The following is a 22,783-nucleotide window of genomic DNA, read 5'->3' as shown; positions in this document are numbered from 1 at the left end:
TTATTGCGTCCAGTGATTTTATTTGTATAAAAAATTAACTTTTTAACAAAATTTAACATTAAATGATCACAAATTCAATGAAAAAATAATTTTCATCTMCGTTTTAATTTAAATATCGCTCCAAAATCAACAATCCAATACAGAAAAGTAAATTTTTAATATAAAATCACAAAAATCATCACAAGACACATCTTATTTGTCAAAATATAAAACTCTGGAAATTATATCTTATTGTTTATTGTGTGATAAAAATTACTTAAAACAAGCATCATTTTAAAAATGCTTTGTCACTTTTGCAGCGAATTTTATACTTTATAAGTAATGACCGCTACACATACATCCAAAGACCATCCACATTTAACCCAGTTTACTTTATGGATCATGACCATTGCAACCGGACTTGTGGTGGCCAACATATATTATAACCAACCGTTGCTGGCTGATATTGCACACACTTTTAATATAACCGATAAAAAGGCCCAGCAATTGTCGCTGTTTACACAAATTGGTTATGCCAGTGGCCTGCTATTTATTGTTCCCCTGGGCGATATGGTAAAACGCAAGCGGCTTATATTGATAGATTTTGTATTAATGATACTTTCATTACTGATCAGTGCTATAGCTCCTTCTATTCTGATATTAACCATAGCCGGGTTCCTGCTGGGCTTATCATCCATAATTCCACAGCTATTGATACCTATGGCTGCCCACCTGGCAAAACCACATGAACGCGGCAAAAAATTAGGTTTTATCATGAGCGGTCTTTTAATAGGCATACTGCTTTCCCGTACTTTAAGTGGCTTTGTAGGCGAACATTTTGGATGGCGGTCTATGTATTACATAGCCACCGGCTTAATGCTTGCCATGTGGCTCATGATATTTTTCTTTTTACCCGAAGTTGAACCCGACTACAAGGGTAATTATAAAAAACTCATGACATCGCTCATACATTTAATTAAAACACAACCTAAGTTACGTATGGCCGCTTTCAGGGGCGCTTTGTGTTTTGCCGGCTTCAGCGCTTTTTGGACAACACTTGTATTTTTATTAAAGCAGCCCCAGTTTAACGAAGGCAGCGCCGCCGCCGGGGCATTTGGACTGGTTGGGGCATTTGGCGCCCTGGCAGCAGGTTTAATGGGCCGCCTGAGCGATAAAATGAACTCGTACAAACTATCGGGATACACATTATTGCTGGTACTGATATCATACGTTGTTTTTTACTTTTCGAGTAATAGCATTGCCGGATTAATTATTGGTGTGATCATATTAGATATGGGCGTACAGGCTACACATATATCTAACCAGTCTATCATCTTCGCGCTGATACCTGAGGCTCGCAACCGTTTAAACACAGTATACATGGTGTCTTATTTTATAGGCGGTGCCTCCGGAACATTTTTGGCCAGCCTGCTTTGGAAAAATTATCAATGGACCGGTGTATGCGCTATTGGCGGTGGTTTAGCTATAATAGCATTGGCAGCACACCTGCTCAGCTATCAAAAACATGTACGTAATTAGTACTACTGTTCGCAAAGTGTTCGGTTAGGATAACATTTTTTTATAATTTTTATACACCTGTACAGAAAAACCAAATTTTTATTCGGTATAAAAACCCCTTAAAAACAGGCTTCTATATCCTATTGTAAAAAAAATCGCACACTATAATGACTTTTTTTTACTGCAATTGAATTTTTGGCATCGAATTGGAATAGTACATATTAAAAGTAACTGTTATGGAAGCTAAAAAGAAAACGGTTAAGGAAGATGAGAAGGAATGGGAAAATCCGGTAGAGCCAACAAAAACATCAGATGAACGGGATGAAGAGCAGATACTAAGGCAATACAAGGAAGCCAAACGCCGAAAAGATAACCTTACCGAAGACGAAGACGATAAAAAATAACACAGAAACTTACAACAAACAAAAACTAAAACTATGAAGACTAATAAAAAACCATCGATCAATAAATTAATAACAGGCTTTGATAATCAGTTAAAAAGAATCATTATGAATGATTTAAAAGCTTTAAAAACTAAAACTCAATTTTTACCGAGCGCCGCTTAAAATTCACTGTGAAAACAGTTTATGAAGCAACCACCAGGTAGCTGCACAACAAACATTGTCAGCAGCCTGATCAATATATATAACATCACCCTATGAAAACAATAAAGCTCCGTTTTAGCGGGGCTTTATTTATTTTGAGGCATATTTTACGATCAATGCAGCGGTTTTTGCCGACGCCCCAGGTTGGCCCATGCGTTCATCAAGCCGGTCATAATTAGCCAGCATATTTTCGCGATAGGTTTTATGATTGATGATCAAATCCAGTTCGGCATTAATTTTTGAGGTGGTACAATCTTCCTGTATCAGCTCCTTCACCACACCGCTATTCATGATCAGGTTAACCAGCGATATAAACTCTAATTTCACCACCATGCGCGCTATAGCAATGGTAAGGGCATTGCCCTTGTAAACTACCACCTGCGGCACATTGAACAAAGCGGTTTCGAGCGTAGCGGTTCCGGAGGCCACTACAGCCGCATAGGCATGGCTTAATAAATTATAAGTAGCATTAAATAATACCGGAATACTTTTATCTCCTAAAAACTGATCATAAAATGTTTTATCAAATGATGGCGCACCGGCAATAACAAACTGGTAACCGGGAAAGCGATCTGCAACGCTTATCATTTGAGGCAGCAGGTAATTGATCTCCTGCTTGCGGCTGCCAGGCAACAGGGCAATGATCTTTTTACCTGTAAGCTTATGCTGCTGTAAAAAGTCGGGTTCAGGGTTAAAGGCGGCTATGGCATCAAGCAGTGGATTGCCAACATAATCAACGTCCATGCCCCAGCTTTTGTAAAAATCAACCTCAAAAGGCAATATGCAAAACAGATGGTCGACTATCTTTTTGATCTTGAGTACCCTTTTCTGGTTCCAGGCCCATACTTTGGGCGATATATAATAATTTACCTGCAAACCAATAGTTTTGGCGTAAGCGGCAATTTTTAAATTAAATCCCGGAAAATCAATCAACACTAAAACATCGGGCTGCCATGCGTTAATATCCTGCTTGCATTGCTTGAGGTTTTTTAAAATAGTGGGCAAATTTGCAATTACTTCAACAAAGCCCATGTAGGCCATATCGGCATAATGTTTTACCAGGGTACCGCCCTCAGCCTGCATCAGGTCGCCGCCAAAAAACCGGAACTCCGCATTTGGGTCCAGCCCTTTCAGGGCCTTCATTAAATTTGCTCCATGAAGGTCGCCCGAAGCTTCGCCGGCTACCAGGTAATATTTCATTTAATGGGTTGCAATTTAAATATAAACACCGCCAGCATAAATATAAAGGATACCGCTACAATACCGATAGCTGCTTTATCCATTCCTTTTTTTGAATAAAATCGGGCTATTAATAAGTTTAAACCAATGGCCACCAGGTAGGGTACACCCGGTTTGTTAAATATTAAAAAGTTACCCTTTAACAGGTACAAAAAAATGAACAGACTGATGCCCGGTAGTATCAATCCATAAATGACACCTGCCGTTATATTATTTGATTTAAACATTAAACTTCCAGTTATTTAAAAATGGTATGACATGGTGGGCGGTCATATCAAACTGTATAGGCACTACCGATGCGTAATTGTGCTCTAACGCCCAAACATCGGTATCCTCACCGCCATCATTTAACTGAAAAACACCGGTTAACCAATAATAAGGTCGTTTATGCGGATCTACCCTTTCATCAAACTCCTCGGCCCATTTGGCATTAGCCTGCCTGCAGATCTTTATGCCCTTTATATTATTACTGTCAGGGAAATTAACATTAAGCAATGTGGCTTGCGGTAAACCGTTTGCCAAAACCTGCAGTGCCAGTTCTTTAACGTATTTTATACAATGACTAAAATCGGCCTGCAGGGTAAAATCATCTAAAGAAAACCCGATAGACGGGATGCTTTCAATAGCGCCCTCAACAGCGGCCGACATGGTACCGGAATACAAAACGTTGATGGAATTATTTAAACCATGATTAATCCCTGATACACAAAGATCAGGCTTTTGACCTTTAAATATTTTGTTTACAGCCAGCTTTACACAATCAACCGGGGTGCCCGAGCAACGGTACATTTCAAAGCCTTCATATATTTCAACTTTATCTAAACGCAGTGGTTTACCTATGGTAATGGCATGTCCCATGCCCGATTGCGGACTATCTGGCGCTACCACTACTACCCTGCCTATCTCGCTCATGGCATCCATTAGCGCTTTTATTCCCGGGGCGGTTATTCCGTCGTCGTTTACAACAAGTATGGTTGGTTTTGTTATATCCATTGGGCGAAATTACTCATATTTGATTTATGTGGAGGAATAAAAGATTGGTTGAGCGGCAATGTACAAACGAAATTTACCCTTGCTATGCTGAGCAATAAAATCCGGGGACTTTGGAGGGGAAATGACGTTGCTAAAAGGGCTGTCATGCTGAGCCTGTCGAAGCATAGCGGGCAAAGGCCTCTCCGCGCGAGTCTTCGACAGGCTCAGACTGACAGGCCTTTACGATACCGTTATCTCACCCCGCAGATCCTGCTCCATATAATGTTTAACCATCGCGGGATCATCAAACATGCCCAGCAGGTACATCATTTTTGTCACTGCCGATTCAAAGGTCATATCATAACCGTTGGCTACGCCTATATCTTTCAGCTGTCTGCTGGTTTCATACCGTCCCAGTTCAACTGTGCCCACCTTGCATTGCGAAATATCTATGACAACCTTACCGCTGTCAATAGCGCCTTTGAGCAGATCTATGAACCAACTGTCGGTAGTAGTATTGCCGGCACCAAATGTTTCCATTACAACGCCCCTGACATCGGCATTTAAAATGGTTTCAACCACCTTGTGCCCAATGCCCGGATAAAGCTTCAATACGGCTACATCGCTGATCAGGTTGTTATGGATAATCAGTTCGGTATTCTCCTGTGGGTGCCTGATATCATTGGCGCTAAAACGCAGGTGAACCCCTGATTCGGCCAGTATAGGATAGTTTGGCGAACGAAACGCCTCAAATTTTGATGAATTATATTTAAACGCCCGGTTACCCCTGAACAGTTTATAATCAAAGTAGATACAAACTTCTGGTACGCGCGCATGGTCGCCTTTTTTTGCTTTGGCAATTTCAATGGCGGTCATCAGGTTTTCCTTGGCATCGGTACGTATGGCGCTTATGGGCAGTTGCGAGCCGGTAAATATGATGGGTTTGCCCAGGTTTTCGAGCATAAAGCTCAGGGCTGATGCCGTATAGGCCATGGTGTCGGAGCCATGCAATATCACAAAACCATCATTATCATGATAGTTTGACTGGATAAGACTGGCCAGCTGGCTCCAGATGGCTGGGTTCATGTTTGATGAATCAATGATCTCCTCAAAAGAGTGTACCTTAATTCTGCAATTAAGTTTCTCCAGCTCGGGTACATTATCCATTATTTGCTCAAAATTAATGGGTTTGAGCACCTTGGTAACAGGATCGCTCATCATCCCAATAGTCCCCCCGGTATAGATGATCAGTATCTGACTCATGAAATAAGGTTTATATAGTATAAATCCATTAAACAAGTATTGTTGTTATACACCAAACAGGACTTTTGAATTTTCGGTGGTTATACTGGCCACGGTATCCATATCTGTTTGATGCAGCTCCGCCACTTTTTGTGCAATGTAAATCAAGTACGAACTTTCATTAGGTTTGCCTCGGAACGGAACGGGCGTAAGGTACGGAGAATCTGTTTCTAAAACTATATGCCTGAGGTCAATTTCTGGTATGATTTTGTCCAAACCGGCGTTTTTATAAGTAACTACCCCGCCTATGCCCAGGTAAAAACCCAGCGCGGTTACTTTATTGGCTTGCTCAAGCGTACCTGTAAAACAATGAAATATGCCCCTCAGGTTTTCATCCTGCTCCTGTTGCAGCACTTCATACACCTCGTTAAAAGCATCGCGGCAATGGATAACGATGGGCAGCTTCAGGCTTTTTGCCCAGTTGATCTGCACCCTGAAAGCTTCGATCTGCTCAGCTAAAAAAGTTTTATCCCAGTACAGGTCAATACCAATTTCGCCAATGGCAAAAATTTTATTTTGCTGATGCGCCGCTTTAATATCGTTTAACTCCTGCTCCCAATTCTCTTTTACCGAGCATGGATGCAAGCCAAGCATAGGAAAACACTGATCAGGATAAGCACGTACCAGGTCAAACACCAGCGGCACCGAAGCCAGATCAACATTAGGTAAAAATAAACGGCTGATATTATTGCTGATGCAGCGCTCCATTAACTCAGCGCGTTTATCGGCTATGGTTTCGTAGTATAAATGGGTATGCGTGTCTGTTAATACCATGCTACAAAAGTAAAAAAGCCTTCTGTTTTTTGGCAGAAGGCTTTTGTGCTAATTTTTCTTTTTACTTACCGGTGTTTTTCTGTACACCTTTTTCTTTGCCGGATTCATGATCCCGGTTTTTGAAGCAGGGGCATGTTTGCCCGGTTTAACTTTTACCAGCTCCACATTAAATAGCAATGTGCTGTATGGCGGGATATCCTGGCCTGCACCCTTTTCGCCATAAGCGAGGGCCGATGGGATGATAAGAGTGGCTTTTGAACCTTCGTTCAATAAAAGCAGCCCTTCGTCCCAACCCGGGATCACCTGGCCCTGACCAAGTACAACGCTTATAGGCTCGTACGTACGACCGGGTTGATCTAAACCCGCGCTTTTGGCTTCGGCCGCAATGCTGGAGTCAAAAACTTTACCATTTAATATACGGCCGGTATAATTTACCAGCACGGTATCGCCAGCCAGGGGTTTGCGTTTTACCGATGGCTGGGTAACAACATATTTTAAGCCGGATGCCGTAGTTACCGCGTTAATTTTATTTGTAGCTACATAGTTATTGGCAGCAGTGGCTTCGCCATCCTTTAGTTTTTGAGCTTCCGCTTTTTTTTCGGCGATAGCATCATTTAGGGATTGTACCTTTTCTATTTTAAGGATGAATGTTAAATAGCTGCCTTTAGGGAAAAATGGCGGGCGGGCCTCTTCATGTCCTTTAAAAACAGAATCAGTAGGTACTTTAACCAGCGCGCTGTCTTTTGCGGCCAGCAGTGGGAATACCTCCATCAGATCGCCAGCATTTTGTGAAGGTTGTATTTGTGCCTGCACCGGTTTACCAGATTTATAGGTACTGAACAGGACTGAATCCTTGTCGGTTTTTTGGATAAAGTTAAATGTAATTACATCGTTAAGCTTTATCTTTTCGCCGGTGTTGTTGGTAAATTTCTGGTAAAATGCACCTTTGGGTGTGCCCTGCATATTAGGCCGTGGGTCCTGGGCATAGGCCCTTGCGGTTAACAAAGCAAACAAAGGCAGCAGGAAATAAATAGCTTTTTTCATGGGTATCTAATAAAAAAGCCTCCCCGACCAAAGGTCAGGAAGGCTGTATCAATTCTTTAAATTATCTTGTTGCAGGCGGCGCTAATTGCGGAACTGCAGGTTTTGGAGCATTTGGATTAGGGTGAACAACGTTTACCATCTCCATTTCAAAAACAATTGGAGTGTATGGGCCAATCGGGCCTACTCCCTGGTCTTTATAAGCAATATCAGACGGAATGATAAATATCGCTTTAGCTCCTTTGTTCAGCAACTGCAAGCCTTCGTCCCAACCTGGTATTACTTTACCTTCGCCAACAGGTATGCGGATAGGCGCAAGCTGACGCATTGGGTCAACCGGCACTTTTTCTTTTGTAGCCACTTCTTTTACGCTGGTATCAAATACTTTACCGGTAACTAACCTGCCTGTATAGTTTACAACAGCGGTATCACCAACGGCAGGTTTTTCGCCTGTGCCAGGATTGGTAATTACATATAATAAACCTGATGCTGTTTTCTCAACCTTTAAGTTATGATCAGCAATATATTTTTTGATCTTACCTGGTTCCTGTGTTTTAACAGCATCGGCCTGTGATTTTAAATAATCGGTAACGCGTCCGCGCCAAACCTGCTCATTAAGCGCGCCTTTGGCAATTACTTTATCAATTTTTACCTGGAAAACCAAATATTTACCTTTAAAGCCCGGAGGACGTTGCTGACCATTTTTAAATATCGAATCGGCAGCTATTTTAAAAGTCGCGCTATCACCTTCGCTAAGTAAATTAATACCCGCATAGATATCGCCTTTGGCTTGTGCTTTAGGCATTGGCATGGCCATAGGGCGGCCACTGTCATAGCTATTCATTAAAACAGAATCTCCGTCGGTTTTAACCACCATGTTAAGACTTACAAAATCGCCTTCTTTAATTTTGGCGCCGCCTTTTGAGGTGTGAATGTTATAAAGCAAGCCGCCGTCTCCTTGTTTAAACCCACCATTGCAACTTGCTAAACCTATAGCCGCAAGAGCCAGAAACATTAATTTTCTTTTCATTTTTAGTTTTTTACTGTATTAATAGTTTTTTGTATTCGGGTAATATTAATTTAAATTGTTGTACAACCTGTTCAAGGCTATCCGTTGAGAATCCTCCGGCCGCGTTGCGATGACCGCCGCCGTTAAAATATTTTTTACAGATCTCATTAGCCGGAAATTCACCTTTCGAGCGTAACGAAAGTTTTACCTTATCGCGCCGCTCCACTATAAATGCTGCCAAACGGATGCTGGCAATTGATAAAGCGTAGTTCACTATCCCCTCTGTATCACCAGTATCAACGTTATATTTCTCTAAATCGTCTTTACTTACTGATATAATAGCGGTATTATACTCAGGCAAAACCTCCAAACAGTTGGCCAGGCAATGTCCCAGGAACCTCAGCCTGTTCTCAGACGCGCTGTTGTACACCAGCTCATGTATGCGCCAGTTAACAGCGCCTGCATCAATCAGGTTGGCCACTATGCGGTGCACGGTTGATGTGGTATTGGGCAACCTGAACGATGCAGAATCGGTCATGATACCGGTATATAAACAAGTGGCTACATCCTTATTAATCAATTCCTGCTGATGCAGCTCATTAACAATAAAATCATAGATCAACTGGGCAGTAGCACATGCATTGATGTTCCAGTGGCGGTAATCGTCAAAATCCTCGGGTTCAAGGTGATGATCGATCATGATCTTATAAGCACTGCTTTCGCCTACCAGCACACCCATTTCATTGATGCGGCTTAAGGCATTAAAATCCAGGCAAAATATCAGTTTAGCATCGGCAATTAAAGCAGCAGACTCTTCTGTATGCTCCGTATAAATTATAACATCCTCGTTGCCAGGCATCCAGCTTAAAAAGTCAGGATAATCTGTAGGGGTAATTACTTTGGCATGGTGGCCTTGCTGTATCAGGTAATTATACAAACCTAACGACGACCCCATAGCATCACCATCGGGTTTATGATGGGTAGTAATCACTATTTTTTGAGGGTGTGCTAAAAGTTCTTTAAGCGCAACTAAATCTAACATCAATTTTAAAAAAGAGTTGCAAAGCTAAATAAATAAATTAAATACAAACCATCTTATTTAATTCAAAAAGCTTTATGTTACAGATGCAAAACCCTATTTTTGCGGCAATTTTAAAAAGCAAGAATGAAAACTAACAGAACTTTTACAATGATAAAGCCTGATGCGGTTGCAAACGGGCATATTGGTGCTATTGTAGATAAGATAACCAAGAGCGGATTTAAAATAATCGCCTTAAAATATACCTCATTAAGCCCCGAAAAAGCCGGTCAGTTTTATGAAGTGCATAAAGAGCGCCCTTTTTACAGCGCACTGGTTAACTTCATGTCGTCGGGACCAATTGTAGCGGCTATACTTGAAAAAGATAACGCTATTGAAGATTTCCGTAAACTGATAGGTGCTACTGATCCGGCAAAAGCCGAAGAAGGTACTATCCGTAACTTATTTGCAAAATCAATTGAAGCAAACGCAGTTCACGGATCAGACTCTGATGAAAATGCTGAGATAGAAGGCAGCTTCTTCTTTTCGGCTTTCGAAAAATTTTAACTTTAAAAAAAACACAGGTGTAAATCAGTTAATTACGCCTGTGTTTTTTTGTCCTTTTGTTTTATTCAATGATGATATTGGCGTAAATAAAAGGTGCGTTTTCCTAAAGAAAAATAACCTCTTCTACCAGTATACAATTAGCTTTCTCGTTTATCTTTTCCATTATCTGCGCACGCATCATCATCAGTTCGTTTTTTATTACCGACGATTCGATACGTAAAAACAGTTTTTTATCGCGGATAAATAATTCTTTAGTACGGTTAGCTACCGGTTTTCCAACCAGTTCGGGCCAGGCGGCTAAAACCCCCGTTTCATCAAAGCGGCGTTTAATTTTATAAACGTTCAGCATTTGCTCAATAGCATCCTTTAACGATTTGTCATTAGCTTTACGCATCAATAGCCCCTCCTCTTACTTTAAATAGTTTTACATCCACAGCTATTTTATTAAAAATATTTTCAACCCGGCTTACGCTGGTATCGGTAATAAACACCTGTCCAAAATCATTGTTCGAGACCATTTTCATTAGTTTGGTAACCCGCTCCTCGTCAAGCTTGTCAAAAATATCATCCAGCAGCAGTAATGGCTTAAACCCTTTTTGCTGATATAAAAAAGTATACTGTGCCAGCTTAAGCGCTATTAAAAAAGATTTTTGCTGCCCCTGCGATCCAAATTTTTTCATGGCCATGCCGTGTATACCAAACTGAAGGTCGTCTTTATGTATGCCTGCCGTGGTACGCTCCAGCGCCCGGTCGCGCTCAACACTCTTTTTTAGCAATGCCGCAAAATCATCCTGCAATAACTGCGACTCATAAGCCAATTCAACCTGCTCGGCACCATCGCTTAAAAAACTGTAGTGCTTGTTAAAAATAGCCGTAAAGTTTTCCATAAAAGCTTTACGCCGTTCAAAAATGCGGTTGCCCGAGCTCGTCAGCTGTTCATCAAGCACTTCCAGCAAGTTTGGGTCATACCGGCCGGTATCAGCAATGAGTTTTAAAAGCGCGTTACGGTTGGCCAGTACCTTATTATAGGTGATCAGCTCATCGAGGTAATAGTTATCCGTTTGTGATATTACATTATCAATAAACTTACGGCGCTCTTCGCTGCCCTCGGTAATAATACTGGTATCATACGGCGATATCATAACCAGCGGCAACAAGCCAATATGATCGGCCAGGCGCTGGTAATCCTTTTTATTGCGTTTAAATTGCTTTTTTTGATTGCGCTTAACAGAACAGGCCACTGCTTCGTTCTGTTTGTTTTTATTAAAAACACCGGTGATGATAAAAAAATCTGTCCCCTGTTTTATTTGCTGGCTATCAATGGGGTTAAAATAACTTTTACATAACGACAGGTAGTGAATAGCATCGAGCAGGTTGGTTTTGCCGGCACCGTTATTTCCGGTAAAGGCATTTACCCCCGCACTAAAAACAAGTTCGGCCTCCTCGTAATTCTTGAAATTGATAACTGACAGTTGCTGCAAATACATAATGGGACGGCAAATTTAGTTAGAATTGTTCATTAGTTCAGCGGTTCATTTGCTCAATTAATTCAATTATACAATAATTGTCCAGACCAGGATTTATGAAATTTTTAGGACAGCAAAACGCTTTACATTTTATAGCTATCTTATTTTCTTTTACATTTACACCGTGAAAATTTTGTGCTTTATATCAGTTATTTTAGTGCTGCTGCTTTCAATTAAGCCCTGCTGTACTGATAATGACTGTAGTTACAAAAAAACTACGGTTAGCGCATCCGTAACTAAACATTCACCCAAAAAGAAAGAATGCCAGAGTTGTTCGCCATTCTATTCATGCGGTTCATGTGTAGGGTTCATCGTCACTAAAACTGTTAGTTATCCCTCATTTATACTCCCTCAAAAGCCGGTTAAACACAATAACACTTATGAGCAGCTTTATATAGACCATGTTGCTTTATCAATTTGGCAACCACCCCGGTTAGGTTAATACTCAAATCCACAGCTTATCAGCTGGCAATTTTGTATTAACTAATTCCATATTTCATGAAAAAACTTATAGTGCTTTTTATAGCATTGATATATACTACTATGGCGTATGCTCAACATACGTTTAAAGCCATTATTAAAGACGCTAAAACTAACGAAACCCTTATTGGGGCAACCGCGTTAATACCGGGTATAAATAAAGGGGCCACTGCCGATACAGCAGGTTTAATTATTTTAACCAATATACCTTCAGGCAAACAGGTTATACGCTTTAGCTATATAGGCTATGAAACCCTGACAGATACATTAACATTTCCCTTAGAACAGACTTCGCTAATGACAATCCTGCTTCAACCCAAAGGCAAGGAGGGCGGCGAAGAATTAAATGAGATCTTAGTTTCTTCCACACGCAGCAGCAGAACAATTGCTAATGTCCCTACCAGGATAGAGGTTATTTCGGGTGAGGAACTTGACGAAAAAGCCAACATGAAGCCTGGAGATATCCGGATGATCCTTGCTGAAAGTACAGGCATACAAACACAGCAAACATCGGCAACAAGCAATAATTCAAGTATCCGCATACAAGGACTTGATGGCAAGTACACTCAAATTATCAGGGATGGTTTCCCATTGTATTCCGGCTTTTCGGGAGGTTTGGGATTATTACAGATCGCGCCACTTGACCTGAAGCAGGTTGAAGTTATAAAAGGATCATCATCAACCTTGTATGGAGGTGGCGCTATTGCTGGTTTGGTTAACTTAATATCCAAAACACCTACTGACGAGCGGCAATTAAACTTCCTGATAAATGGTACTTCGRCATTAGGTTTAGATGCCAGTGGTTTTTATTCACAAAAATTTAAAAAAGTTGGGGCGACTGTATTTGCAGCATATAATCATGGCACCGCGTATGACCCTGCGGGAATTGATTTAACAGCCATACCCAAGTTTAACAGGTTTACACTTAACCCTAAATTATTCTTTTATCTGGATGATAAAACCACACTGATCACAGGCATCAACAGCACAATTGAAAACCGCATCGGTGGCGATCTTCATTACATTGAGGGACATGGCAGCGCGCAGCACAGCTATTTTGAGGAGAATAAAACAGGCAGATACAGTACACAGGTATCCCTTGAACATACTTTGAGTAATAAGGAAAAAATAGTATTTAAAAATAGCCTTAGTTATTTTGACCGGGCTATTAATTTACCTGATTATCGCTTTTCAGGTATCCAGTTTTCAACTTACAGTGAAGCAACATACTCACGGGCAAGCGAAAAATCTGATTGGGTTGCCGGGTTAAACTACCTGTCTGAAAACTTTGCCGAGGATAAGAACAGCAGCTTTCCGCTTAGGAGTTATGATTATAACACGATCGGAGGCTTTGTACAAAATACATGGGATGCAACACCAAAGTTCACTCTGGAGAGCGGATTAAGGGGTGATTATCATAATGAATATGGATTTTTTATTCTGCCCCGTATATCTGCTTTGCTAAAAATCAATTCGCATTTTTCAACACGGGTTGGCGGCGGTTTAGGTTATAAAGCGCCTAATGTATTTACTGAGGATGCCGAACGTATCCAGTTTAGAAATGTACTGCCTATTGATGTTAAAAACACCACGGCCGAACGCTCATACGGTGTTAACTACGATATTAACTATCGTACCGGTTTATTTGACGACAAGGTAAGTTTCAGTATCAACCAATTGTTTTTTTATACCCGGATCAATAACCCTATACTGCTTACATCCATATCAAACGGTGATTTACAGTACCAGCAACCTAAAGGCGACCTGAACACGAAAGGCATGGAAACTAATATTAAATTGACCTACGCTAATTTTAAGTTATTTATTGGTTACACGCTGGCTCATGTTACACAACATACAAATAACACGATTACTAATTACCCTTTGGTGTCAAAAAACAGGTTAAATAATGTATTGGTTTACGAGGTGGAGAACAAATTAAAAATTGGCTTGGAGGCTTACTATTTCAGTCCGCAATATTTAAATGATGGAACAACCGGCAAGGCATACTGGACTACCGGATTGATGGCCGAAAAGATATGGGACCGGTTCTCGCTGTTTATCAATTTTGAGAACCTGACCGATACCCGGCAAACAAAATTTGGCACCATTTACACCGGCAGCATTACTAACCCGGTGTTTAAGGATATATATGCGCCTTTAGATGGCTTTGTTGCCAATGGAGGCATAAAATTCAAATTGTAAATGATCAGACTCACCCTGGCTTTGCTTCGCTCGTCATCCCTCTCTTCGCCTTCGGCGGAAAGAGGGCGTTTGGAAAGTCCTTTAATCCCACGAATCATGGTCAGAATAATTCCAGTTCAGACAGTCTTTAAGTAATGATCAAACCGCTTACAAAATCAACAAAAAAGCACCTCATAAAGAATTAATTTAAAAGGTATTGCCAGAAATTTTGAAAACCGTAACTTTGCACACTTAATTTTGTTATAACAATGTCAAAAACCCATGCGAATACCAAAATTGCAGCGCCAGATTCTAATTTTGGACAAAGCGGCAATTTCGTGCGCGAGAATCAAAAAAGCCTATTGTTTATAGGTGGGGCTATTATTGCCCTTATTGCTATTTACCTTTTATATTTGAAATTGTATTTAGGTCCACGCGAAATTACCGCTGCCGATCAAATGCACGTTGCGCAGGATTTTTGGGCCAAAAAAGATTGGGACAAAGCTATTAAAGGCGATGCCAGTTATCCTGGTTTCGAAAAGATCATCAGCGAATACAGCAATACCAAAGCTGCTAACCTGGCTTATTTTTATTTAGGTACCGCTTATTTAAACAAAGGCGAATACCGTAAAGCTGTTGACAATTTAAACAACTACCGTGGCGACGACAGTATGGTAGCCGCCGAAGCTTATGGCAGCGCTGGCGATGCATATGTTGAGTTAAAGGACTATGATAAAGCTGTTACTTATTTTAACAAGGCAGTTGATAAAGCAAAAAACAAGTTTTTATCGCCGTTTTATTTAAAAAAGCTTGGCTTGGTTTACGAAGAGCAAAAAGACAATAAATCTGCCGACGAGGCTTACAAAAGGATAAAAACAGAATATCCGGAAAGCCCCGAAGCACAAAATATTGACGAATATATAGCGCGCGTAGAAGCAAAACTATAACCGATTTGGGATTTCGGATGTTCGATTTCGGATTTATTGACTTACAAAGCCTTTAAATCCGAGATCGTTTTTTTTATAAACAAATTCAGAAATCAGAATAAATCCGAAATCGAAATTCTCAAATCCGAAATAAAAAAATAAATCCGAAATCGAACATCCCAAATCCGAAATAAATCATGGCTACACAGCTTAAAAACTTATCAGATTTTTCGCAAACTGAAATCCCCTCAGCGGCAGCATACAGCTTTGGCATTGTGGTAGCCGAGTGGAATGCCGAAATTACCAATGCACTTTACCAGGGCGCTTACCAAAGCCTGGTTAATAACGGGGCACTGCCCGAAAACATTTTCACGTATGCCGTACCCGGAAGTTTTGAATTAACATCTGGTGCTGATTTATTATTAAAAAATGATAAATTAGATGCAGTAATTTGCTTAGGCTGTGTGATACAGGGCGAAACACGCCATTTTGATTTTATTTGTAACGCGGTAGCAAATGGTGTAAGCAATGTTGCTATTAAATATTCAAAACCTGTTATATTTGGTGTATTAACCACTGATAACCAGCAACAGGCCATTGACCGTGCTGGTGGCAAACATGGTAACAAAGGCGATGAAGCGGCCATTACAGCTATAAAAATGGCCAGCCTTGCCGAAACATTAAAGAGCTGATTAACGTAAAACTGTTTAGTATAACACAATGAAAAAAATTATTTACATAGCGCTAATAGCCCTGGTATTTGGCAGTATGATCTCATCATGCTCTAATAAATTATGCCCAGCTTATGGCTCATATCCAAAAGGCGGCCGTTAACAGGTAAATGTCATTTTTTATTTTCAATTGAACCTATAAACGGTTTTTGTGTTATAATTACGTTATAACACAGTATATTATATTATTTTTTTTATGAATTGGATATTGTTGGAGTCGGCAGAACAACTGAATAGTATTAAACAGCACAAGGGTTACAGCCTTATTTTTAAACATAGTACACGTTGCTCCATCAGCATGATGGCAAAAAGACGTTTTGAATTGGATTGGGAAGATTTACCCCAGGACATGTCTCTTTATTTTTTAGACCTCATCAATCACCGCGATTTATCCGGCCAGGTTGCACAACTGTTTCAGGTACACCATGAGTCGCCACAGTTATTACTGATAAAGGATGGCGAATGTATACTTGACCAGTCGCACGGCGCCATTTCGGTTGACGAAGCCATGTCAGTTTTAAATTAATAGTTTCTTATAAGGAATTTAAGAAAATAGTGTATTAGGGGCGTAATGTTCGCGGGACAAAATTAACCGATCTTTAGATTATGAAATTCCTGATCCTAATTTCTTTTATTACCCTATTTCCCCTTGATCTGTCCGCTCAAAAGCTTATTAAGATTAAGCGGGCATCTCATTACATAGGAAAAACGGTTACGGTTTGCGATACTGTATACAGCAGGGTAAATTCGCATTATGCGCAGATTTTTGAACTTAGACTTGGTGCTGATGTTGAACATAAAAGTTTAATTATCAGATTATCACCATATATTATTGGTTATCTCAAGCCGATTAAAAGCAAATTTATTTGTGTAACCGGTTTAATAGAGGGGGATAAAACACAACCAGTTATTTTTGTTAAAGATACCTCTCAATTAAAATACTGATTCTTCTTTCGTTAAATCTTATCAACTAACTGTAATAATTTATACGACTTGCCATACTACCCATAAAGGGTTATTTGGTTTTTAACTACATTTGCACTATGATTGATTTGCCGGTAGTTCCTGTTAGCCAACCACAACGTAAGCCCGATTGGCTTAGGGTTAAGCTTCCTATTGGAAAAGAGTATACTCACGTACGCAGTTTGGTTGATGAACATAAACTGCATACCATTTGCGAGAGCGGTAATTGCCCTAACATGGGCGAGTGCTGGGGAGCCGGCACAGCTACTTTCATGATATTGGGTAACATTTGCACCCGCTCGTGCTCGTTTTGCGCCGTAGCAACCGGCAGGCCATTAGCTGTTGATGTTGATGAGCCAAATCGTGTAGCAACTTCAGTAAAATTAATGCAGGTAAAACATTGCGTTATAACCTCGGTTGACCGTGATGACCTGAAAGACGGAGGCTCCATTATTTGGGCCGAAACCATCAACGCCATACGCCGCGAAAGCCCCGATACTACTTTAGAGACCCTGCTGCCCGATTTTAGGGGTAACTGGGATAACCTTGCCCGCGTTTTAGAGACCCGGCCCGAAGTAGTATCACACAACCTGGAAACTGTACGCCGCCTTACCAAAGAAGTGCGTATACAAGCCAAGTATGATCGCAGTCTGGAAGCGCTGAAACATGTATCGGCAGCTGGCCTGCGCACCAAATCGGGCATTATGCTGGGCCTGGGCGAAACAGAAGACGATATTTTAGAGGCCATGGACGATTTGCTGGCTGCAGGTGTTCATATCCTAACTTTAGGACAATATTTACAGCCAACACGTAACCACCACCCGGTAATTGACTGGATCCATCCTGATCAATTTGCCAGGCTCAAACAATTTGGATTAGATAAGGGTTTTAAATACGTGGAAAGCGGACCGCTGGTTCGTTCATCCTATCACGCAGAAAAGCATCTGTTTGATATATCGTAATTCCTTTATATATTCACCCAGTTGAGTAAGAAACATAAAATATCACTGACCGAAGAAGAACTGGTACTTTCATTGAGAAATCATGAAAAGATCGCTATCGAAGCTTTATATGATATGTATTCTGCTTCCTTATTTGGCGTAATTTCACGCATTGTTATTGATACCACTATAGCCGAGGATATTTTACAGGAAACCTTTGTAAAAATTTGGCATTCCTTTTCAAGTTACAGTACCGAAAAAGGCCGCTTATTTACCTGGATGGTTAATATTGCACGCAACCTTGCAATAGATAAGATCAGATCAAAAGATTTTAAAAATCAGAATAAAAACCAGGAGATTGAAAATAACGTAACTTTCATTGACGAGCAAAAAAGCACGGTTTACAAGCCCGAGTTGATGGGTATTAAAGATCTGGTTGAGGGATTAAAACCCGAGCAAAAATCAATTATTGACCTGGTGTATTTTAAGGGTTATACACATGTTGAAGCAGCTGATGAATTAGGCATTCCGCTTGGCACCATTAAAACACGGTTGAGGATGGGTATACAGCAACTCAGAAAACATTTTAATTGAAGTGGAAGATATAAAAGCATATATAGAAACCGGAATATTGGAACTTTACGTTTTGGGAGACATAACTCCAGACGAAAAGTTGCAGGTGGAGGCAATGGCTTTAAAACATCCGGCCGTTAAGGCAGAATTGGATGCAATTGAGCTATCCATGGAACTATATGCTAAAGAAAACGCGGTTGAACCATCAGAAAATTTACGCGGCCGTATATTAGGCAGTATCCTTACCAACTTGGGCGACGACAGGAATTTTACCGCCGCCCCTCATCACGAAGAAAGTGACTCCTACGAGGAAGACAATATCGTACTTTTATCAAAACCCAGCGGAAATAATTTTTATAAATATGCTTTTGCGGCCAGCCTGGCACTATTAATAGCAAGTACCATTGCTTTGGTAAGTGTGTATTCACGTCTGCAACAATCAAACGGTCAGCTCATAGCACTGCAATTACAAAACCAGCATTTTACAAACAGGGTAAATTTAATGGATAAGGAATTAAGCGTTTTCCGCGATCCGTCTTTTAAATTACTAAAGCTGCAGGGAACAAAAAACCCTGATATGGCAGTAATGGTTGCATTTAGCCCGGCTAAGAAAAAAGTAATGATCGATATGCGTAATATGAAGTTACCTCATAACGATAAGGATCACCAATACCAGCTTTGGGCATTGGTGGGCGGCAAACCGGTTGATCTTGGTGTTTTTGATGCCACAGCCGATTCTACACACATGAAGGAAATGAAATCGATAGCACTGGCCGATGCCTTTGCCGTAACGCTTGAACCAAAAGGCGGCAGCGTTAACCCAACCATGGATCAAATGATGGTGCTGGGCAAATTCTAAATATAAGCTCCACCAAAACACTCCTATTTATTATTTTCATCATATAAATGCGCTGTTGCCTTTCGAGCATTAATGAGCTTATTTATCACATTTTATACACAATTCAGGCCATTTTACGTTATTTTGAAAAACAAACCGTTACTTTATCATGTTATTTAACAATTATTTAACTAAAATCTAAACCAAATATTCGTTTTTTTGTAACTATTAGGGTAGTTCGGGCGTCTTATTACCAGTTAGATTAAAAAAGGTGATTTATATCATGAAATCTAACCTTTAAATTTTGAGTATTTAGTTCTTTATAAGATCAGTTAATAGTTAATAAAAACGGTTGTATAATACTTGCAACCGTTTTTTTTATGCCATTAATTTTGCCATGGTAACCGGCAACTGAGCAGCAAGCTTACCCGGTAAAACCACGTTCAAACGATTTGGAAGGGCCAGTTCGTCGCCGGCTTTTCCGTGAACATAAGCTGCGATGAGGCAGGCTTGTAAAGATGTATATTTTTGAGCTAACAAAGCGGCAATGATACCGGTAAGCACATCGCCCATACCCCCTGATGCCATGGCTGCGTTACCCGTAGGGTTAAAGTACGCTTTGCCCTCGGGCGATATGGTTATGGTATAATCATTCTTTAAAATGATATACACCTGGAATTTGTGGGCCTGCTCCATACCAGTTTGCAACCGGTGCCACCAACTCGTATGATTACCAAACAATCTGTCAAACTCCTTCATGTGGGGTGTTAAAATACTCCCGGCATGTAAGTATGGTAAAAGGCCCTTATGTTCGGCCAGTAAATTAAGTGCATCGGCATCAATAACCACTGGCTTTTTATAATTTTTAGTAACTGCCGATAACAAGGCAACGGCATCTTCACCTTTGCCCAAACCCGGCCCAATGGCTACCGAAGTAAATTTATCCCATTCAATTTCGGGCAGCTTATGATCATTCCGTACAATGGCCATAATTTCGGGCTGGTAACTGTTTAAAGCGGTAAGTCCGCTTTCGGGGACACATGCTGTTGTTAAACCCGCCCCTGCATGTGCCGCACCGGAAGCACTCAATAATGCAGCACCCATAGTTTTTGCCTGCCCTGCTATGATCAGCGTATGCCCGTAAGTACCTTTATTACTAAAACGGTGACGTGGTATAAGCAACTCCCTTACATCTTTCTCCTCTATAAACTGATATGCCGAATTTAACGACTGTAAGTATTTTTCATTAATACCAATACTTACCGCTTCCCAGCAGTTAATATATGGCGCCGATTCTGGCAACAGAAAATTAACCCTGGGCTGTTGAAAAGTGATCACCAGATCAGCTTTTACGGCCGTTGCCTCGGCAGGGACCTCGCCTTCCGAAAAAAATCCTGTTGGTACATCAACGGCCACTACAGTTCTACTAAGTTTATTAATATACTTTACCAACCGTTCATAATCACCTGAGAGGGGTTTGTTTAAACCGGCGCCCAGCAAAGCGTCAATAATAATCGTGCTATCTTCATCGGGTAGGTCTTCACCTTTGTTTATTTCAATCACAGGGATCGCGGTTTGCTTTAACCGCTCCAGATTAATATTAAAATCATCAGATGCCTTGTCGTTAAAGCGGGCTATCTTAACATGAAGCTTTTTATATTGATGATGACTTAGTATCCGGGCTATGGCAAGCCCATCACCGCCGTTATTACCCATACCGCAATAAAATGATATAGCCTGCTTTTTATCAGGAAAATGATTGATAAACCAGCCAACAAAGGCTTTTGAGGCCCGCTCCATCAAATCAATAGCCGTAATAGGCTCATTGGCTATGGTGTAAACATCAGCCCGGCGTATTTGTGCGGAGGTTAGTAAAGGCAACATATCATTCTAAAGTACGGAATTATATGTTTTGTTTTTGTAAAAAAGCAAGTTGGAAAAAGCGGCCTTTAAAATTCAGAGTCATCCCGAATTTATTTCGGGATCCCACGTGCTAAGTGAACGATAGAACCATCCACCTCAGCACGACAATTCTAATGCTTAACCCGGAAAGCTAAACTTGCCCATCAGCACCGCGGGATTATTACCAATGGTCATCGGCTCACCACACAGGGCCTCGTTACCCAGCAGGGCAAACAATATGGCTTCTTTGGCATCAGGGTCAATACCAAGTTTGCTGGTATCTACAATAGGAATATTCTCAAAAGCCTGTTTCAAATACGTCATGATAAAAGGGTTTCTGGCACCACCACCACTAACAAATATATGCAGGTTGTCTGCCATGATATTCGTCTTAACAAAAATCTCGATAACCACCGCGGTAAACATGCTTAACGTGCATACCAGGTCTTCGTTACGGAGATGTTCAGTTCCTGTCCTAAACTGTGCCTGCTCAACATAAGTTAAACTAAACAGCTCTGGCCCGGTAGTTTTTGGCGATGCTTCTTCAAAAAAGGCATGATGAAGTAACGCCCTGAGCAGGTCCTCATTTACTTTACCGCTATTGGCAATGGCCGAATCCTGATCATAAGCCACGTTAAAATATTTGCGGCACGCTGCATCGATCAGGGTATTTCCCGGCCCAATATCCGTGCATAAAATTTTAGCCGGGTCACCGTCGGCAGGCAGGTAGGTTAAGTTCGCGATACCCCCTATGTTCAGCAATATCCTGTTTTCACCTGCTTTGCTGCCTAATAAAACATCACCATACAAGGCCAGAGGAGCTCCCTCCCCGCCCGCGGCGATATGTTTTTGCCTGAAATCGCTGATGGTCAGGATGCCGGTTTTTACAGCCAGGTGATCGCCATCGCCAATTTGTAGGGTAGCGTTTGGATAGTTGGCCTGCCGGTGCAGCCGCTTTGGGGCATGATATATGGTTTGCCCATGGCTGGCTATAAAGTCTACTGTGTCGGGATTTATATTCCAGTTTGTGAGTGCCTCTAAAACCAGTTCACCATGATAATTGCCAATAAAAGCATTTAATAAAGTTATCTGCTCCAGATCGGCTGTTTTACGGGCAAATACCTGCTGCACCTCATCTTTAAACCTTTGGGGATATGGTATAGTGGTAAACTGCAACAATTTAAATTGAGTTTGCAAGCCGCTGCCCGTAAAGCTGCACAAGGCAATATCCAACCCATCCAACGAGGTGCCCGACATTAAACCGATACCGGTTTTAGTCGATTTATGGGCGATATTAAAAAGCTTTTGCAGATTTTGGTTAAGCGGTAACATGGGCTTAAATTACTATTTGTTGCGCGGTTTACAAAAGTTAAATTAATAGCTGCACTACGTAAATATCTGATATATTTGTTTGGAACAAGCATACAAACCTATTAATACTGATACATGGCCCGATTAAATTTATTGGAAGAGACCCGGTACGAGAAGCTGCCGGTAAGCGTTTATAGCAACCAGCAGGTGGCAGCCGTTGCCGTTGCCGCAAGGATCGCCAAACTGATCCGCGGTAAGCAAAGTAAAGGCGAAAAAGCCGTGCTGGGACTGGCTACCGGTGTTACCCCCATCGGTGTGTATGCCGAACTGGTACGCCTGCACCAGGAAGAGGGTTTGTCTTTTAAAAACGTGATCACCTTTAAC

Annotated in this window: 24 protein-coding genes and 1 pseudogene; 13 read left to right on the top strand and 12 right to left on the bottom strand. The window is 41.0% G+C overall.

What is annotated here, in order from left to right; all coding sequences use genetic code 11:
- Window positions 1–321: 321 nt before the first annotated feature.
- From AC1DRQ_RS22210 to AC1DRQ_RS22200, 3 genes are all read left to right on the top strand, one after another.
- Entirely contained in the window at window positions 322–1,518 is a 1,197-nt protein-coding gene (locus AC1DRQ_RS22210) for an MFS transporter (RefSeq protein WP_477426918.1), read from the top strand.
- 215 nt (window positions 1,519–1,733) lie between these two features.
- Entirely contained in the window at window positions 1,734–1,901 is a 168-nt protein-coding gene (locus AC1DRQ_RS22205; RefSeq protein ID WP_429401803.1) for a hypothetical protein, read from the top strand.
- A 33-nt stretch (window positions 1,902–1,934) separates the two neighbouring features.
- Window positions 1,935–2,063, top strand: coding sequence for a hypothetical protein (locus AC1DRQ_RS22200; protein WP_477426915.1), 129 nt, complete (start codon window positions 1,935–1,937; stop codon window positions 2,061–2,063).
- Between the two features lie 129 nt (window positions 2,064–2,192).
- On the opposite strand, the gene lpxB is transcribed toward AC1DRQ_RS22200, so the two are convergent.
- From lpxB to AC1DRQ_RS22160, 8 genes are all read right to left on the bottom strand, one after another.
- Complete coding sequence (gene lpxB / locus AC1DRQ_RS22195; RefSeq protein WP_477426914.1) at window positions 2,193–3,302, bottom strand: lipid-A-disaccharide synthase; 1,110 nt, start codon at window positions 3,300–3,302, stop codon at window positions 2,193–2,195.
- Window positions 3,299–3,568, bottom strand: a complete 270-nt coding sequence (locus AC1DRQ_RS22190; protein WP_477426912.1) for a hypothetical protein — start codon at window positions 3,566–3,568, stop codon at window positions 3,299–3,301. Before AC1DRQ_RS22190 ends, lpxB begins: the two co-directional genes overlap by 4 nt.
- Entirely contained in the window at window positions 3,561–4,334 is a 774-nt protein-coding gene (gene surE / locus AC1DRQ_RS22185) for a 5'/3'-nucleotidase SurE (RefSeq protein ID WP_429401809.1), read from the bottom strand. The genes AC1DRQ_RS22190 and surE overlap by 8 nt, the downstream gene beginning before the upstream one ends.
- Before the next feature lie 219 nt (window positions 4,335–4,553).
- Complete coding sequence (locus AC1DRQ_RS22180; RefSeq protein WP_477426909.1) at window positions 4,554–5,576, bottom strand: asparaginase; 1,023 nt, start codon at window positions 5,574–5,576, stop codon at window positions 4,554–4,556.
- Window positions 5,577–5,621: 45 nt separating this feature from the next.
- The gene (locus AC1DRQ_RS22175; RefSeq protein WP_477426907.1) at window positions 5,622–6,389 is read right to left on the bottom strand and encodes a TatD family hydrolase; all 768 of its coding nucleotides are present in this window, start codon (window positions 6,387–6,389) and stop codon (window positions 5,622–5,624) included.
- A gap of 48 nt (window positions 6,390–6,437) precedes the next feature.
- A complete protein-coding gene (locus tag AC1DRQ_RS22170; RefSeq protein WP_477426905.1) occupies window positions 6,438–7,433 on the bottom strand; it encodes an FKBP-type peptidyl-prolyl cis-trans isomerase in 996 nt (331 codons plus the stop codon).
- Between the two features lie 61 nt (window positions 7,434–7,494).
- Window positions 7,495–8,460, bottom strand: a complete 966-nt coding sequence (locus tag AC1DRQ_RS22165) for an FKBP-type peptidyl-prolyl cis-trans isomerase (RefSeq protein ID WP_477426903.1) — start codon at window positions 8,458–8,460, stop codon at window positions 7,495–7,497.
- Between the two features lie 10 nt (window positions 8,461–8,470).
- Window positions 8,471–9,481, bottom strand: a complete 1,011-nt coding sequence (locus tag AC1DRQ_RS22160; protein WP_477426901.1) for a DHH family phosphoesterase — start codon at window positions 9,479–9,481, stop codon at window positions 8,471–8,473.
- Between the two features lie 123 nt (window positions 9,482–9,604).
- Between AC1DRQ_RS22160 and AC1DRQ_RS22155 the strand changes: the two genes are divergently transcribed.
- Window positions 9,605–10,024, top strand: a complete 420-nt coding sequence (locus tag AC1DRQ_RS22155) for a nucleoside-diphosphate kinase (protein WP_429401820.1) — start codon at window positions 9,605–9,607, stop codon at window positions 10,022–10,024.
- A gap of 103 nt (window positions 10,025–10,127) precedes the next feature.
- Here the strand turns inward: AC1DRQ_RS22155 and AC1DRQ_RS22150 are convergent, their stop codons facing one another.
- Together AC1DRQ_RS22150 and recF are read right to left on the bottom strand one after the other, a co-directional pair.
- On the bottom strand, window positions 10,128–10,418 hold the full coding sequence (locus AC1DRQ_RS22150) for a DciA family protein (protein WP_429401822.1): 291 nt from the start codon (window positions 10,416–10,418) through the stop codon (window positions 10,128–10,130).
- Window positions 10,411–11,511 (bottom strand): DNA replication/repair protein RecF, encoded by a 1,101-nt coding sequence (recF, locus tag AC1DRQ_RS22145; protein ID WP_477426897.1) that lies wholly within the window; start codon window positions 11,509–11,511, stop codon window positions 10,411–10,413. The genes AC1DRQ_RS22150 and recF overlap by 8 nt, the downstream gene beginning before the upstream one ends.
- A 537-nt stretch (window positions 11,512–12,048) precedes the next feature.
- On the opposite strand from recF, the gene AC1DRQ_RS22140 reads away from it, so the two are divergent.
- From AC1DRQ_RS22140 to AC1DRQ_RS22105, 8 genes are all read left to right on the top strand, one after another.
- Window positions 12,049–14,235, top strand: coding sequence for a TonB-dependent receptor (locus AC1DRQ_RS22140; protein ID WP_477426895.1), 2,187 nt, complete (start codon window positions 12,049–12,051; stop codon window positions 14,233–14,235).
- Between the two features lie 248 nt (window positions 14,236–14,483).
- Complete coding sequence (locus tag AC1DRQ_RS22135) at window positions 14,484–15,161, top strand: tetratricopeptide repeat protein (RefSeq protein ID WP_477426893.1); 678 nt, start codon at window positions 14,484–14,486, stop codon at window positions 15,159–15,161.
- A 176-nt stretch (window positions 15,162–15,337) separates the two neighbouring features.
- Entirely contained in the window at window positions 15,338–15,832 is a 495-nt protein-coding gene (ribH, locus tag AC1DRQ_RS22130; RefSeq protein ID WP_429401830.1) for a 6,7-dimethyl-8-ribityllumazine synthase, read from the top strand.
- Window positions 15,833–16,067: 235 nt separating this feature from the next.
- Entirely contained in the window at window positions 16,068–16,397 is a 330-nt protein-coding gene (ytxJ, locus tag AC1DRQ_RS22125) for a bacillithiol system redox-active protein YtxJ (RefSeq protein WP_429401831.1), read from the top strand.
- An 80-nt stretch (window positions 16,398–16,477) separates the two neighbouring features.
- Window positions 16,478–16,816, top strand: a complete 339-nt coding sequence (locus AC1DRQ_RS22120) for a hypothetical protein (protein WP_429401833.1) — start codon at window positions 16,478–16,480, stop codon at window positions 16,814–16,816.
- 98 nt (window positions 16,817–16,914) lie between these two features.
- On the top strand, window positions 16,915–17,796 hold the full coding sequence (lipA, locus tag AC1DRQ_RS22115) for a lipoyl synthase (protein ID WP_429401835.1): 882 nt from the start codon (window positions 16,915–16,917) through the stop codon (window positions 17,794–17,796).
- Between the two features lie 21 nt (window positions 17,797–17,817).
- Window positions 17,818–18,369: an RNA polymerase sigma factor gene (locus AC1DRQ_RS22110; protein WP_477426889.1), complete on the top strand. Its 552-nt coding sequence runs from the start codon at window positions 17,818–17,820 to the stop codon at window positions 18,367–18,369.
- Between the two features lies 1 nt (window position 18,370).
- The gene (locus tag AC1DRQ_RS22105) at window positions 18,371–19,207 is read left to right on the top strand and encodes an anti-sigma factor (RefSeq protein ID WP_477426887.1); all 837 of its coding nucleotides are present in this window, start codon (window positions 18,371–18,373) and stop codon (window positions 19,205–19,207) included.
- Between the two features lie 357 nt (window positions 19,208–19,564).
- Here AC1DRQ_RS22105 and AC1DRQ_RS22100 read toward each other — a convergent pair whose 3' ends face one another.
- Together AC1DRQ_RS22100 and AC1DRQ_RS22095 are read right to left on the bottom strand one after the other, a co-directional pair.
- Window positions 19,565–21,070, bottom strand: coding sequence for an NAD(P)H-hydrate dehydratase (locus AC1DRQ_RS22100; protein WP_477426885.1), 1,506 nt, complete (start codon window positions 21,068–21,070; stop codon window positions 19,565–19,567).
- A gap of 156 nt (window positions 21,071–21,226) precedes the next feature.
- A complete protein-coding gene (locus AC1DRQ_RS22095) occupies window positions 21,227–22,420 on the bottom strand; it encodes an anhydro-N-acetylmuramic acid kinase (protein ID WP_477426883.1) in 1,194 nt (397 codons plus the stop codon).
- Window positions 22,421–22,534: 114 nt separating this feature from the next.
- On the opposite strand from AC1DRQ_RS22095, the pseudogene AC1DRQ_RS22090 reads away from it, so the two are divergent.
- Window positions 22,535–22,783: pseudogene (locus tag AC1DRQ_RS22090) on the top strand (glucosamine-6-phosphate deaminase); the annotation flags it as partial.

It is taken from the genome of Mucilaginibacter sp. P4_E8 (assembly GCF_056401495.1).
This window is presented reverse-complemented; position numbering and strand designations above follow the sequence as displayed.

Coding starts and splice junctions, on each gene's coding strand:
- AC1DRQ_RS22205 (WP_429401803.1), top strand. CDS start 1,734: ATGGAAGCTAAAAAGAAAACGGTTAAGGAAGATGAGAAGGAATGGGAA.
- ytxJ (WP_429401831.1), top strand. CDS start 16,068: ATGAATTGGATATTGTTGGAGTCGGCAGAACAACTGAATAGTATTAAA.
- AC1DRQ_RS22155 (WP_429401820.1), top strand. CDS start 9,605: ATGAAAACTAACAGAACTTTTACAATGATAAAGCCTGATGCGGTTGCA.
- AC1DRQ_RS22170 (WP_477426905.1), bottom strand. CDS start 7,433: ATGAAAAAAGCTATTTATTTCCTGCTGCCTTTGTTTGCTTTGTTAACC.
- AC1DRQ_RS22190 (WP_477426912.1), bottom strand. CDS start 3,568: ATGTTTAAATCAAATAATATAACGGCAGGTGTCATTTATGGATTGATA.
- recF (WP_477426897.1), bottom strand. CDS start 11,511: ATGTATTTGCAGCAACTGTCAGTTATCAATTTCAAGAATTACGAGGAG.
- AC1DRQ_RS22210 (WP_477426918.1), top strand. CDS start 322: ATGACCGCTACACATACATCCAAAGACCATCCACATTTAACCCAGTTT.
- AC1DRQ_RS22135 (WP_477426893.1), top strand. CDS start 14,484: ATGTCAAAAACCCATGCGAATACCAAAATTGCAGCGCCAGATTCTAAT.
- AC1DRQ_RS22180 (WP_477426909.1), bottom strand. CDS start 5,576: ATGAGTCAGATACTGATCATCTATACCGGGGGGACTATTGGGATGATG.
- AC1DRQ_RS22100 (WP_477426885.1), bottom strand. CDS start 21,070: ATGTTGCCTTTACTAACCTCCGCACAAATACGCCGGGCTGATGTTTAC.
- lipA (WP_429401835.1), top strand. CDS start 16,915: ATGATTGATTTGCCGGTAGTTCCTGTTAGCCAACCACAACGTAAGCCC.
- AC1DRQ_RS22175 (WP_477426907.1), bottom strand. CDS start 6,389: ATGGTATTAACAGACACGCATACCCATTTATACTACGAAACCATAGCC.
- AC1DRQ_RS22095 (WP_477426883.1), bottom strand. CDS start 22,420: ATGTTACCGCTTAACCAAAATCTGCAAAAGCTTTTTAATATCGCCCAT.
- surE (WP_429401809.1), bottom strand. CDS start 4,334: ATGGATATAACAAAACCAACCATACTTGTTGTAAACGACGACGGAATA.
- AC1DRQ_RS22165 (WP_477426903.1), bottom strand. CDS start 8,460: ATGAAAAGAAAATTAATGTTTCTGGCTCTTGCGGCTATAGGTTTAGCA.
- AC1DRQ_RS22200 (WP_477426915.1), top strand. CDS start 1,935: ATGAAGACTAATAAAAAACCATCGATCAATAAATTAATAACAGGCTTT.
- ribH (WP_429401830.1), top strand. CDS start 15,338: ATGGCTACACAGCTTAAAAACTTATCAGATTTTTCGCAAACTGAAATC.
- lpxB (WP_477426914.1), bottom strand. CDS start 3,302: ATGAAATATTACCTGGTAGCCGGCGAAGCTTCGGGCGACCTTCATGGA.
- AC1DRQ_RS22160 (WP_477426901.1), bottom strand. CDS start 9,481: ATGTTAGATTTAGTTGCGCTTAAAGAACTTTTAGCACACCCTCAAAAA.
- AC1DRQ_RS22150 (WP_429401822.1), bottom strand. CDS start 10,418: ATGCGTAAAGCTAATGACAAATCGTTAAAGGATGCTATTGAGCAAATG.
- AC1DRQ_RS22120 (WP_429401833.1), top strand. CDS start 16,478: ATGAAATTCCTGATCCTAATTTCTTTTATTACCCTATTTCCCCTTGAT.